Source organism: Streptomyces thermoalcalitolerans (assembly GCF_039525155.1).
Lineage (GTDB): Bacteria > Actinomycetota > Actinomycetes > Streptomycetales > Streptomycetaceae > Streptomyces > Streptomyces thermovulgaris.
The window spans coordinates 34,832-47,459 of record NZ_BAAAHG010000037.1; the positions used below are offsets into that span (position 1 = coordinate 34,832).

Consider the following 12,628-nt stretch of genomic DNA (forward strand, 5'->3'; position numbering starts at 1 on the left):
CCGGGAACGAGTCACCTCACGGATGCCGCACGCGTCGTGCCGGCGGTGGAGCCGGACGGCCGGCCGAGCGGCTCCGCGTCAGCCGTGCACCGGGGACGGCGAGCCGCTGCGGCTGCCTCCCGGTACGGGGATCGTCCTGCCCGTCGGGGTCGATCTGAGACGGCGGCGCACCCCGCGGACGAGGGTCGCCGCCGTGAAGGGCGCGCCCTGGACGAAGCGCATGGCCGGACCGAAACCGGAGGCGGTCATCAGGCCCGCGAGGAACAGACCGGGATGCGAGGACTCGAAGTCGTACCCGACCTTCGGGGAGCCGTCGGGCAGGGCCGCCAGCGATCCGCGCAGATCGGCGGAGAGCATCGAGAGCCGGTCGCAGCGTGCCTTGAACCCCGTGGCGGCGATGACGTGTTCGGTCTCCAGGGTGCGCGTGGTGCCCTCGCGGGTCACCGTGTCCAGCCGCAGGCCGCCCGGCACCGCACTGGCCGCGGCGACCTCGTGGCCCGTCAGCACGTCCACCACGCCCTCCACCCGGCTCCGCACCCACCAGGCGCCCGCCGGCCCCAGGGCGGTGGTCGCGATGCACGACCGGGTCCGCTCCGGCAGACGCCGGAAGAGATGGGGACGCTCGGCGTAGAACCAGTTCCGCCAGCCGACCCCGAGGCCGCTGTGCGGGCAGCGGACCGACTGCCACCAGGGCCGCTCCAGGGGCGGCGGCACATCGTTCCACACCAGCCGGTCCGCCCGCGCCAGCACCCGCACACGCGTGCCCTGTTCGGTGAGCAGGGCCGCGGTCTCCAGCGCCGCCTGGCCACCGCCGATCACCGTGACGTCCTTGCCGCGGAACCGGCCGAGGTCGCTGTGGTCGCAGCTGTGCGACACCAGCGAGGCGGGCAGGCCGCGCAGCGTCCGCGGTACCTCGACGAACGGCATCACACCGACCGCCAGCGCCACCGTGCGCGCGTGCACCGCCTCCCCGTCCTCGGTGACCGCCGTGAAGCCGCCCGGACCGGGCGTCACCCGGATCACCCGGCGCTCGTCCACCTCCGGCACGGCGTGGCGTGCGAACCACAGGCCGTACGCGGCGAAGTGCTCCACCGCGATCGGCTCCGCGTGACGCGCCGTCAGGCCGTGCTCGGCGCAGTACACGTCCAGACGCCAGCGTCCCTGCGGATCGGACAGGTTCGACGCCCACGGCTCGGACTTCAGCAGCATGCCGCGGGGCATGTGGTCCCGCCAGGACGCCATGGGGCGGCCGAACACCCGCAGGTTCAGCCCCGCGGACGCGGCATGGGACGCGATCGACAGACCGTACGGTCCCGCGCCCACCACTACAAGGTCGTACAACATCAACGGTTCGCTTTCTCGTTGTCGGTCATGGGGGGAAGGGGACCGGTGGCCGCCCGGGGGACCGGGCGGGGCGCCGGCAGCACCGTCGTGGGGCTCAGCTTCTGCCGCAGCCGACGGGACACATGGCGGCACCACAGGCCCCACATGGCCCGCCCGGGAGCGCGGTCGTCCCGGGCGTACCAGGCCAGTTCGCGGCCGCCCGGTGCCGTACGCAGCACGGCGAGCGGTGCGTAGTTCTCCACCACGAACGCCCGCCCGGCCCTCGGGGCCCCGTACGGCAGGGCACGGCCCGTCAGGTCCAGGTGCAGGGCGCGTACGACGTCCAGTTCCGCGCTGTCCGTGAAGAGCCGGAACTGGGCGCCGGGGCGTGGGTTGAAGTCGAGCAGGTGACAGCGGCCCGTCGTCCCGCAGCGGCGGAAGTCGAGGTCGAGGATGCCGCGGTAGCCCAGTGCGCCGACGAGCCGCTCGGCCGATGCCCGCACCTCGGGGTTGGCCGTCCAGTGGCCCACCGCGGTCAGCCCCGCGCTGCGCGGCCAGGACAGCTGTTTGCGGCCGGTGCCGCCCGCGCGCACGCTGCCCGAGCGGTCGACGTAGCCGTGGAAGAACCAGTCGCGGTCCGGTCCCGGCGGCAGATACGCCTGCAGCAGCAGCCGGCTGCCCGCCTCCTCGGTGCGCCGGTACAGCTCCCGGGCCTGCTGCTCGGAGTGCACCAGCACCGTGCTGCGCAGATCGCTGCCGGCGGGCAGCAGCCAGGGCCGGCTCCACTTCGCCACCAGCGGCAGCCCGAGGCGGCGCGCGTCCGCCGCGGCCCGCGCCGGACTGTCCGGGATCAGCGTCATCGGGTGCGGGACGCCCGCCGAGGCGCACACGGCGGCCAACTCCGCCTTGTCGGCCACGCGTTCGGGCAGCGCGCCCGGTGTCTCGGGCAGCAGGTAGGAGGGAGCGAGCACATCCCGCATCCGGCCCGCGGCGATGGCGCTCGCGTCGTCCAGCGGGACCAGCACGGCGGGACGCGCGACCCGGTCGGCCACCCGGCGCAGCACCTCGACGACGGCGTCGTCGGACGCCCCCGGAAGGGGCGGGGCATGGACCTCGCGCACATAACGCGACGCGTGGACGGGGCTTTCCGCCGTATCGGCGACGAGATGCACCTCCACTCCCGCCCTGCCGAGCGAGCGCACGGCGCCCAGCGTTCCGTGGTGAAAGGGATTCCGGTCGATCCGCAGCAGAACCGCGGGAACACGGGTGTCGAGCAACGGCATGAATTCTCTCTTCTTTCGAAGCTATTTCGAAGCGGCTCACCCATATGGGCGAGGGAGGCACTCGAAAGCCGCGATGGCGGTGGCGCCATGGGTTTTCCTGTGCCTGACTTGATATGACGGTCCGTCAATACCGGGAAACCGAAAGGCAGAACGGACCGGAGCGAGGAAAGGAACAGGCATGACCCCAGAGCGCAGACGTGCCCGGGTCCGCTGGCCGGCCGTGGGCGCGGTGCTGGCCGCCGCGTCGGTCACCCTGGCGGCCGGCTCCGCGCCGAGCGTGGGGGTGGTGCGCACCGCCGGTGCCCACGCTCCGGTGCCGGCCCCGGCGGCATCCGGGGCGGCAGCCCCGGTCCCTCCAGTTCCTCCGGCCACCCCGGCAGCCCCGGCCTCTCCGGTCGCTCCGGCCACTCCGACTGCTCCGGCCGAAGCGGCCGGCACCTCGCAGCCCCCTCCGTCCGTGATCGTCCCCGGCCCGCCGGTACCGCTCCCGGCGCACATCCTGATGCCCCTCCGGGACACCCCGGCCTTCGGGGCCTTCCTCGGCTCCGACATCCGGGGCGTGATCCGCATGCCCGGGCTCAGCCACTGGCTGGGCGGCGCCGACCTGCGGGTCGGCCACACCTACCTGCCCGGCGGGACCTGGGCCGACATCGAGGGTGACGTCGACTTCCTCGAGACCTGGGCGTACTGGCGCAACCAGCGGCCCGACCGGATGCTCGTCCTCAACGTCCCCCTGCAGGAGCGCAACGAGGAGAACCTCTCCGACGCCGAGGTCGGGAAACTGGTGCGGCAGGGCGCCGAGGGGAGGTTCGACCACCACTTCCGGGTCCTCGCCGAGCGGCTGGTGCGGCTGAAGGTGCCGGACACGATCCTGGTGCTCGGCTGGGAGATGAACGGCACCACATACACCCACCGCTGCGGACCGGACCCGGAGGCGTGGAAGCAGTACTGGAGAAGGATCGTCACCACCATGCGGTCGGTGCCGGGGCAGAAGTTCCGGTTCGATTTCACACCGAGCCGCGGCCTGGACGCCGTTCCCTGGACGCGGTGCTACCCGGGGGACGACGTGGTCGACATCATCGGCATGGATTCCTACGACCAGCCGGCCGGGCTTTCCTTCGACGAACAGGTGAAAGAGCCCTACGGGCTTCAGGCGCACGTGGATTTCGCGAAGGCTCACGGAAAACCGATCTCCTATCCCGAATGGGGACTCTTCCGCAACGGCGACAATCCCGAATGGATGCGGCGCATGCTCGCGTGGATGGACGAGCACAAACCGCTCTACAACACGCTGAGCGACTACTGTCCGCACGGCGTGTGGCGGTGCACGGACAATCCCCGGTCGTCCGAGGTCTACCGGTCCGTCCTGTACGGACGCATCGGTGTGCCGGCTCCGGCGCCCGCACCCACGGCCACGCCCGTGCCGAAGTCCGCCGCCCCGCCGTCCCCGCAGGGCTGCACACCGACGGACCCGGGCGACTGGGTGGAGTACTGGACCGGCGGAAAGCCCTGCGTCCGCCACGACCGGCGATCGGACGGCTAGCGGATCACCGGCTGGTCCGCCGGCGGCCGGCCGGCCCCGCGGGCCGCGGCCGGCGCATGCCGTCCGGGCCCGGCCGTCACCGCTGCGCGGCATCGACGGCGACGGCCGGGACGGTCACCGAGGCGGCGGGGGCGCGGATGACGCCCTGCTCCTGGTCCTTGCGCCGGGGGCGCACCAGCAGGGCCAGACCGGACAGCAGTCCGCCCGCGCTCGCCCCCACCGCGGAGGTCACCCAGGTGGGCGCGGACGTCGGCTCGGTCGGTCTGACCGCCCGCGAGAACTGCACGAGCTGCACCCGGGTGCTGTCCTTGGCGGCGCCCGCCTGCCGGATCAGCGCCTGGGAGACGGCGTTGGCCATGTCCGCGGCCAGCACCGGACGCGAGGAGGTGGCCGACACCGCGACCATGGGGGCGTCCGGCGAGGTCGCCGCCCGCACGTTCCGCTGCAGGGTGCGCAGCGGCACGCCCGCCCGGTCCTGCGCCTCGATCAGCACCGCGAGCTGGGTGGCGACCCGGCCGTAGGCCTGCGCGAAGCCGAGGGCGGCGCCCGAGTCGGACTGCTCGGCCGGGACCGCGACGACATAGCTGGTGGCCGTGTACGTCGGAGGGGTCAGCAGGCCGTACGCGCCGCCGCACAGACCGCCGAGGACGGTGCCCGCCGCGAGCACGGACCAGGACGGCAGGCGCAGCCTCTTGAGACGGGCCGGGGACAGGCGGGACTGACGGGTCGGGGTGTCGGTCATGAGGGGCTTGCTCCCAGAGGTGAGACCAGAGTCGGGAAGGATGAGGACGAACGGGAGGCCGCGGCCGCGTACACGTCCATGAGCCGGGCCGCGCTGCGGGCGATGCTGTAGCGGTGCGCGGCCTCGGGGGCCGTCCGCGGCCGGGGGCCCGCCGCGCGGACCTCGGCGATCGCACGGGCGTATGCCTCGGGGCCGCCGTGCACGCGACGGCCGGCGGCCGGGGGCGGCAGGGCCTCGAGGGCCGGACAGGAGGCGTAGAGCACGGGCAGGCCGCAGGCCAGCGCCTCCACGGCCGCCAGGCCGAACGCCTCCTCCGTGGACGGCGACGCGAACAGGTCCATCGCGCAGATGAGCGAGGGCAGGTCGGGGCCGGGGGAGCCGTCGGAGAGGTAGGGGCGTTCACCGGTGAACAGGACGCGTTCGGCCACACCGGCCTCACGGGCCGTGCGGCGCAGCGCCCGCTCCTCGGGGCCGCCGCCCACCAGCAGCAGCCGGCAGTCGTCCGGAAGCCGGGTGAGCGCGTGCACGAGGACGTCGAACCGCTTGCCCCGGGTGAGCCGGCCGACCCCGCCGACGACGTACGCGTCCTCGGGCAGGCCGAGGTGTCCGCGGGTGCGCTCGCGCCGCTCCCGGTCGAAGCGGAAACGGTCCAGGTCGATGCCGTTGGGGATGACCTCGATACGGGGCGCGGGCACCCCCCAGCGCTTGAGACGGTCGGCCACCGCCGGGGAGACGGCGACCGTGGTCGAGCCCAGGCGCTCGGTGGCGAGGTACAGCGCGCGCACCCCCGCCGTCAGCCTGCGGCCCTCCATCTGCGACGCGCCCAGGGAGTGCTCGGTGGCGACGACGGCGCGGACCCCGGCGAGGCGGGCGGCGAGCCGGCCGTAGACGCAGGCCCGGTACAGGTGCGTGTGCACCAGGTCGTAGCCGCCGGCGCGGATCAGCCGGACCAGCCGCGGAAGCGCGCCCAGGTCGCGGTTGCCCCGCATGCCCAGGTGCGTCACACGGACACCGTCGGCGGCCAGGCCCTCGGCGACCGCGCCGGGGTTGGTCAGCGTCACCACGTCGCAGTCGACGGGCAGATGACGCAGCAGCAGACGCAGCTGCTGCTCGGCCCCGCCGACCCCGAGGCCGGTGATGATGTGCAGGGCCCTCATGTCACAGGCCCTCCACCGGACGCCGGCGCAGCCGGTGCAGCCGGTACTTGAGATGCAGACGCCAAAAGGTGTCGTTCTGGCCGACGTGCACCCGCGGCAGGGCGTGCACACCGGTGAGCGGGCCGGGGTCGATGGCGCAGGCGTAGGCGTACCCCGCGTCCCTCACGGCCGCGACGACACGGGCGTCGATGGTGCCGTAGGGGTAGCAGAAGCCGTCGACGCGGACGCCGGTCAGCTCCTCGAGCCGCGCGCGGCTCTCGACGAGCTCGGCCTTCAGGGTGAGGTCGTCCGCCCGGGTCAGGTCGAGGTGGGTGAGGCCGTGCGAACCGATCTCCATGCCCTCGGCGGTCACGCGCCGGATGCCGTCCGCGGTCAGCAGCGGCTTGCGCGGGCCGAGCGGGTCCCAGGCGTTGTCGCCGCCGAGCCGTCCGGGCAGGACGAACACCGTGGCGCGGCAGCCCCAGCGGCGCAGCAGGGGCAGGGCATGGGTGATGAAGTCGGCGTACCCGTCGTCGAAGGTGAGCCCGACCAGGTCCCGTCCCTCGCCCCGGGCGCGGGCGGCCAGCAGCTCGGCCACGGGCACGCCCCGCAGCCCGCGCCGGCGCAGCCAGGCCAGCTGCCGGCCGAGCCGCTCGGGCGTGACCGTGATGCGGTACGGGTCGTCGGAGCAGTCGCCCACCGAGTGGTACATCGCCACCCAGGGCGGAGGACCGGGGCGTGGAGCGGAGAGTGCGCCGGTGACGGGGCGGTCACCGGTGTCCGGGCAGTCAACGGAAGCGGCCATGTGTGAGCCTTCGTGTGAGGGTGCGTACGGAGCGGAGCGCGGATGCGCAGCCCTGGGCGCCCAGGGCCCAGGTGAGGGGGATGAAGACGGCGAGCACGGTCAGGCAGCCGGCCGCGAGGCCCGCCACCGGGGAGCCCGGCAGATCCGCGACGAACGCCCCGGCGACGGTGGCGACGATCGCGGCGCGCACGGGCCTGCTCAGCTCGGCCAGGATCCGCCGGACGCGGATCGACAGGCTGGGGGAGTCGCTCTGCCGGCCCGTGCGCAGACCGGCGAGCAGCAGAACGGCCGTGACGGTGATGCCCAGGGCGTTGGCGGCGGCGATGCCCACCACGCCCCAGGGGGCCACGGCCGCGGCGCCGACCCAGGACGTCACGGCGATGCCGGCGGTCATCGCACCGACCGGGTACCAGCTGGGCCGGCCCGCCGAGAAGTAGCCGCGCACCAGGGCGCCCACCAGGGTGTGGCCCAGCAGCCCGAGGGCGTACACCCGCATGACCTCCGCGGTGGCGGCGGTGTCGCTCGCGGTGAACGCGCCGCGCTGGAAGAGCAGTTCGATGATCTGCGGGGCACAGGCGATCACCGCGCACATGCCCAGCAGGACCATGCAGGAGGTCAGGGCCAGATCCCGCTCCACACGGCTGCGGGCCCGTTCGGTGTCGCCCTCCGCCAGCGCCCGGGAGACCACCGGGAAGGTGACGGTGGTCAGCATCAGGGACAGCGTCATCGGGATCTGGGCGACCTTCTGCGCGTAGTTCAGGTACGAGATGGCCCCGGAGGGCAGGGTGGAGGCCAGGAAGCGTTCGACGAGAACCTGCGACTGACGGCACAGCGCGAACAGGAGCACGGCGGCGACCAGGGCGATCTGCACCGGCCGCGGCTCGATCTCCTCACCGGCCGAGCGGGGCGCCCGCCTGCGCGACGTCAGCTGCCGCCACAGCGAGGGGACCTGCACCGCCACCATCAGAAAGCCGCCCACGGCGACCCCGGCCGCAGCGGCACGCACGCCCCAGTGCGCGCCGAGCAGGAACATCACGGCGATGATGCCGGTGTTGTAGGCGACGTAGATCGCCGCGGGGGCGAAGAAGCGGCGGTGCGCGCGCAGGGCGGCGCTGCAGTACCCGGCGAGCCCGAAGGCCAGCACACAGGTCGCGGTGAGCCGGGTGCAGTCGGCGGCGAGGCGGGGGTCGGGCAGGCCGGGCGCCAGGATCCGCACCAGGAAGGGGGCGAGGCCGGCGATCAGCGCGGCCACCGCGGCCAGGGCCAGGCACATCCGGGGCAGGGTCGAGGCCACCAGGGCGCGGACCGGATCGTCGGCCGTGCCCCGGGCGCGGCGGGCCAGCGCCAGGCTGAACGCCGGGATCAGCACCAGCGCCAGCCCGTCCTCGATGAGCAGCGTGGCGGCGAACTCCGGCACGATCCACGCCACCAGAAAGGCATCCGTGTCGCTGCCCGCGCCGAACAGCCGCGCCAGCGACTGGTCGCGCACCAGACCGAGCAGGGAGCCGGCGATCGACAGCGACGCCGTCAGGAGCGTGGCCCGGGCGAGGAACTTCCGGGACGCCGAGGTCGCCTCGGCGCCCTCCACCGCCTTGGCGGCGGTGCGCGCCGGGGGGACGGTCGGAGCACCGCCGGCCGTGGGCCTGGGGGTGTGCGAGGGTTTCACCGTCATCGCGCCACGGCCTCCTCGGTCCGCTGCGGCGTTCCGCCCGGCGCCACGGCCCTGCCGTGCTCCCCGCACGCCCCGCGCTCCTGGCCGGCCAGTGCCCACCAGGCCGCCAGGCCCAGGGCCACGCCGGTCAGCACGGTCGAGGGACCGCCGATGTCCCCGTAGGCGAAGTCGGTCAGCAGCCACAGCAGCAGGCCGCAGGCGACGAGCGCGCAGTCGAGCACCGGTCCGCGTGCGCGCGGGCGCCACAGCCCGCGCAGCGCGTGCACCAGCAGGGCCAGCCAGCTGCCGGCGAGCCCGAGCAGCCCGATCAGGCCCTGCTCGCTCAGCACCAGCAGATACATGTTGTGCGGCGACAGCAGCGGCTGCCGCTGGTACGCCGCTCCGGCGCCCGCGACCTCGGAGCCCGAGGACAGTGCCAGGGTGGCGTGCCCGTCGCGGTACTGGGGAAAGCCCTTGAGCCCGACCCCGGTCAGCGGGTGTTCGCGCCAGATGCCGGCGGCGGACGCCCACAGGGCGTACCGGTCGGTCACGGACTGGTCGGGAGCGTCGGTGACGCGTGCGATGGAGCCGATCCGCTCCTGCAGCGCCGCCGTACCGACGCCGAATCCGCCCACCAGGACCACCCCCGCCGCGGTGAGCGCCGCGATCACCTTCAGGGCGCGTCGCATCCCGGCCAGCACCAGCTGCACCGAGCACGTCAGGGCGGTCGCGATCCAGGCGCCCCGGCTGAAGGACAGGGCGAGCGGCAGCAGCAGGACCAGTGCGCAGCCGGCGGCGAGCGCCCGCTGCCGCACCGGCGCCCGGCCCAGCGCGATCCCGGCCGCGCACACCAGGCCGAGCGCCACCGCCGTCGCCATGCCCATCACGTCGTGCGCCCCGAAGGTGCCGACCGCCCGGATGTTCTCGCCCTGGTAGGAGGCGCCGGTCCTGGTGATGTACTGGTGCACGCCGAGCGCCCCCTGCCACAGTGCGAGCCCCACGAACGACCAGGCCAGCAACCGGAAGTCGGCCCGGCCGCGGATCAGCAGCAGTACCGCGGCCGGGACCAGTACGAAGATCTGAAGGTAGCGGCCGAGGCCGTTGAACCCGGCCGCCGTCGAGGGCGCCCCCATGGCGGCGAGCGCGAGCCCCACCACCGGCAGGCCCAGCACCACGGCCGCCGCGGGGGACAGCGGTCGTCGCCGGTCGCGCACCAGACGGACCAGGCAGTACACCACCAGCAGCCCGGAGGCCACGTCGGCGGGGCCTGCGGAGGCCGGCGTCAGCGGCAGGGCCAGCAGGGCGACCACGGCCACCGCGGGCAGGACCGGCGCCAGTGCGGCAGCCCGGTGCCAGGGCACGGTCAGGGCGAGGCTCACGTCGCTCAACTCCCCGTGGGACGTACCAGCGCGGCCGCCGTGCGCAGCAGGATGCAGACGTCCTGCCACAGCGACCAGTCGTCGATGTAGGCGTTGTCGAACCGGCTGCGGTCCTCGATCGAGGTGTCGCCGCGCAGCCCGTGGATCTGGGCGAGACCGGTGAGTCCGACCCGCATCCGGTGCCGGGAGGCGTAGCCGGGATAGGTCTTGCTGAACTGCGCGACGAAGTAGGGCCGTTCGGGTCGCGGCCCGACCAGGCTCATGTCGCCCCGCAGCACGTTCCACAGCTGGAGCAGCTCGTCCAGCGAGGTGCGCCGCAGCATCCGGCAGAACCGGCGCATCTCGTGCTCGTTCGCCACGCTCCACCGGGTCGCCGACTCGTGCTCGTCGGCCGGGCGGTAGGTACGGAACTTCAGCAGCGTGAACGGTTTTCCGTTCTTGCCGACGCGCTCCTGACGGAACACCACTCCCGGGCCGTCACTGATCCGCAGCACCACCGCGCACACCAGCAGCAGCGGGCTGACCAGCAGCAGCAGCGTTCCCGACACCAGGATGTCGAGCACCCGTCTGCCCACGCCCTCGTGGCGTGCCGCCGACATGTCCAGGCGACGGCAGGGGAACCCGGCCAGCCGCTGTCTCGCCGCGTACGACGGGCTGTGCGGGTCGATCTCCCACACCACGCAGCCCGACTCGGCCAGCGACCGCAGCAGCGACTCCTGTTCGACGCGCGCGAAGGGGTGGACGGCCAGCACCGCCCGTACCCCGTTCTGGATGACGGCGCGCCTGACCTCCTCGGCGGTCGTCAGCACCGGCAGGCCCTCGCAGCCGTCCGCCCGGTCGGCGACGATCCCCACCGGACGGATGCCGCACCGCGGATGACGCAGCACGGCGGCGGCCACACGCTGCGCGGTCGCCGCCGGGCCGACCAGCAGCGCGGGGTGCGGGCGGCGCACCAGGACCGCGCGCCGCCGCATGTGCACGACGCCGCGCAGCACACAGCCCGCCGTGGCCTGCAGGGCCAGGCCCGTCAGCACGGTGCGCAGGGACAGGGGGTGGTCCGGCCGGTACGCCGCCACGAGCGCCGCGAGCGCCAGCCAGACCACCGCGACACGGCCCCACACGGCGGGCACTTCCTCCAGCAGTGTCGGCACCGGTGGTCTGCTGTCGCGCGGACGCAGCAGCAGCGACGCCACGAGAAGCAGGACGACGACCAGCGGAGGGCGCTCGGGCCCGGACAGCGCCAGAAGGCCCGGCAGGGCGGCGGCACCGTCCGCGACGAGCAGCGGCACCGGCGAGGGCGGGTGCACCGGGGGCCGCACCGGGGGGAACGGGACACCGGCGGCGGTGCCGCGCGGCGGCATGACCGAGACCGATGAGGACGAGGTGGCGCGTGGGGGTGCGCCGGGTGAGGAAACGGTGGGTTCCGCGGTCACGAGTGCTTCGACTCCCTGTGCTCGGTGGGCTGGACGCGCTGTGCCGCCTGGTTCGCCCCGGCGCCACAGCCTGGGTCGGGTGGCCGGCCGTGCTCGGCGCCGCGTGTCCTCGCGCGCCCGGCCGCGGTGGACGGAGCCGCTTTGTCGGCGGCGGGCCAGGGGCCGAGCAGGTCGCGGTAGACGTCCGCGATCTGCTCGGCGGTGTGCCGTACGTCGTGGACGTCCAGCACGTGCCGGCGGGCCCGGGTGCCGAGCGACGCGCGCAGCGGCGGGTCGAGCAGCACCCCGATGAGGGCCTCGGCCAGTACCGCCGGGTTCTCCGGCGGGACCAGGCACCGGTCGGTGAAGGAGGGCGGCAGACTCTCGCGGGCACCGTCGACGTCCGTGACCACCACGGGCCGCCCGCAGGCCATGGCCTCCAGCGGGGCCAGCGCCATGCCCTCCCAGCGGGAGGGCAGGACCACCAGGTCGGCGGCCTGGTACCAGGGGCGGGTGTCGGCGACGGCTCCCGCGAACAGCACGGACGGCGGGGCCTGGGCGCGCAGCCGGCCGGCGTCCGGTCCGTCGCCGACCAGGGCGAGACGGGCACCGGGCACCTCACGCACGACGGCGTCCCAGGCCCGCAGCAGCACGTCCTGCCCCTTCTGCCGGCACAGCCGCCCCACGCACACCACGAGCGGGGCGGCCGGGTCGAGACCGGCGAGCGGCGCGAGCCCGGCCCGCGCCGCCTTGGCGGGGGCCGGGTGGAAACGCTCGGGGTCGATGCCGTTGGGCACGACGGTGAACCGCGCGTCGATCCCGGCGCGCACGCCGGTGGCGCGCTCCGCCTCGCTGACGCACACCACCCGCGCGGCCCACCGTGCCCCCCACCGCTCCCACCGGAGCGCGAGGGCGGCGGTGGCCCCGCCGACCGCCTCGAACGACCAGGCGTGCGGCTGGAAGACCGTCGGAATCCGCCCGCGCACCGCGAGCCGCCCGGCGAGCCCGGCCTTCGCACTGTGCGCATGCACCAGATCGGGGCGCACCTCGTCGATCAGCCGTGCGACATGCCGCACCTCCCGCGCCAGCGACGGACCGGGCGACCGTGTCGCCCGCCAGGGCCGTACGTCCGCGCCGAGCGCCCGCAGTTGGGCGGTGAGCGCGCTGTCGGGGCAGGCCGCGGTCACCTCCAGGCCGGCCGCCGACTGGGCGCGGACCAGGTCCGCCACCACGCGGGCGACTCCGCCGTCCACGGGCTGGGTGAGGTGCAGGACCCGCGGCCGGGAACCGGCGAAGGGACGGGGCACCCGCGCGGTTTCCCTGCTCGCGAAGGCCCTCGGGGCAGTGGAAGAGG

At 74.5% G+C, this 12,628-nt stretch carries 10 protein-coding genes; 1 reads left to right on the forward strand and 9 read right to left on the reverse strand.

Features of this window, described 5'->3' with window-relative positions; all coding sequences use genetic code 11:
- Window positions 1–78: 78 nt before the first annotated feature.
- Entirely contained in the window at window positions 79–1,344 is a 1,266-nt protein-coding gene (locus ABD224_RS20180; RefSeq protein ID WP_344051857.1) for an NAD(P)/FAD-dependent oxidoreductase, read from the reverse strand.
- A complete protein-coding gene (locus ABD224_RS20185; protein ID WP_344051859.1) occupies window positions 1,344–2,606 on the reverse strand; it encodes a carboxylate--amine ligase in 1,263 nt (420 codons plus the stop codon). The genes ABD224_RS20180 and ABD224_RS20185 overlap by 1 nt, the downstream gene beginning before the upstream one ends.
- Before the next feature lie 178 nt (window positions 2,607–2,784).
- On the opposite strand from ABD224_RS20185, the gene ABD224_RS20190 reads away from it, so the two are divergent.
- On the forward strand, window positions 2,785–4,149 hold the full coding sequence (locus ABD224_RS20190) for a glycoside hydrolase family 26 protein (RefSeq protein ID WP_344051861.1): 1,365 nt from the start codon (window positions 2,785–2,787) through the stop codon (window positions 4,147–4,149).
- A 76-nt stretch (window positions 4,150–4,225) separates the two neighbouring features.
- Here ABD224_RS20190 and ABD224_RS20195 read toward each other — a convergent pair whose 3' ends face one another.
- The 7 genes from ABD224_RS20195 to ABD224_RS20225 are packed head-to-tail and all read right to left on the reverse strand — an operon-like array spanning window position 4,226 to window position 12,581.
- On the reverse strand, window positions 4,226–4,891 hold the full coding sequence (locus tag ABD224_RS20195) for a YveK family protein (RefSeq protein WP_344051863.1): 666 nt from the start codon (window positions 4,889–4,891) through the stop codon (window positions 4,226–4,228).
- Window positions 4,888–6,048: a glycosyltransferase gene (locus tag ABD224_RS20200; RefSeq protein WP_344051865.1), complete on the reverse strand. Its 1,161-nt coding sequence runs from the start codon at window positions 6,046–6,048 to the stop codon at window positions 4,888–4,890. Before ABD224_RS20200 ends, ABD224_RS20195 begins: the two co-directional genes overlap by 4 nt.
- Before the next feature lies 1 nt (window position 6,049).
- Window positions 6,050–6,832, reverse strand: a complete 783-nt coding sequence (locus ABD224_RS20205) for a polysaccharide deacetylase family protein (protein ID WP_344051867.1) — start codon at window positions 6,830–6,832, stop codon at window positions 6,050–6,052.
- A complete protein-coding gene (gene murJ, locus ABD224_RS20210) occupies window positions 6,816–8,504 on the reverse strand; it encodes a murein biosynthesis integral membrane protein MurJ (protein ID WP_344051869.1) in 1,689 nt (562 codons plus the stop codon). The genes ABD224_RS20205 and murJ overlap by 17 nt, the downstream gene beginning before the upstream one ends.
- Window positions 8,501–9,862 (reverse strand): O-antigen ligase family protein, encoded by a 1,362-nt coding sequence (locus ABD224_RS20215; protein ID WP_344051871.1) that lies wholly within the window; start codon window positions 9,860–9,862, stop codon window positions 8,501–8,503. The genes murJ and ABD224_RS20215 overlap by 4 nt, the downstream gene beginning before the upstream one ends.
- A gap of 5 nt (window positions 9,863–9,867) precedes the next feature.
- Window positions 9,868–11,295 carry an exopolysaccharide biosynthesis polyprenyl glycosylphosphotransferase gene (locus tag ABD224_RS20220; protein WP_344051873.1) on the reverse strand — a complete coding sequence of 476 codons (1,428 nt, stop codon included), beginning with the start codon at window positions 11,293–11,295 and terminating at the stop codon, window positions 9,868–9,870.
- Window positions 11,292–12,581, reverse strand: coding sequence for a glycosyltransferase (locus ABD224_RS20225; RefSeq protein WP_344051875.1), 1,290 nt, complete (start codon window positions 12,579–12,581; stop codon window positions 11,292–11,294). The genes ABD224_RS20220 and ABD224_RS20225 overlap by 4 nt, the downstream gene beginning before the upstream one ends.
- Window positions 12,582–12,628: the final 47 nt, after the last annotated feature.

Bases quoted from the DNA above. Each gene is read 5' to 3' on its own strand.
- ABD224_RS20195 (WP_344051863.1), bottom strand. From the start codon at position 4,891: ATGACCGACACCCCGACCCGTCAGTCCCGCCTGTCCCCGGCCCGTCTC.
- murJ (WP_344051869.1), bottom strand. From the start codon at position 8,504: ATGACGGTGAAACCCTCGCACACCCCCAGGCCCACGGCCGGCGGTGCT.
- ABD224_RS20190 (WP_344051861.1), top strand. From the start codon at position 2,785: ATGACCCCAGAGCGCAGACGTGCCCGGGTCCGCTGGCCGGCCGTGGGC.
- ABD224_RS20185 (WP_344051859.1), bottom strand. From the start codon at position 2,606: ATGCCGTTGCTCGACACCCGTGTTCCCGCGGTTCTGCTGCGGATCGAC.
- ABD224_RS20180 (WP_344051857.1), bottom strand. From the start codon at position 1,344: ATGTTGTACGACCTTGTAGTGGTGGGCGCGGGACCGTACGGTCTGTCG.
- ABD224_RS20205 (WP_344051867.1), bottom strand. From the start codon at position 6,832: ATGGCCGCTTCCGTTGACTGCCCGGACACCGGTGACCGCCCCGTCACC.
- ABD224_RS20200 (WP_344051865.1), bottom strand. From the start codon at position 6,048: ATGAGGGCCCTGCACATCATCACCGGCCTCGGGGTCGGCGGGGCCGAG.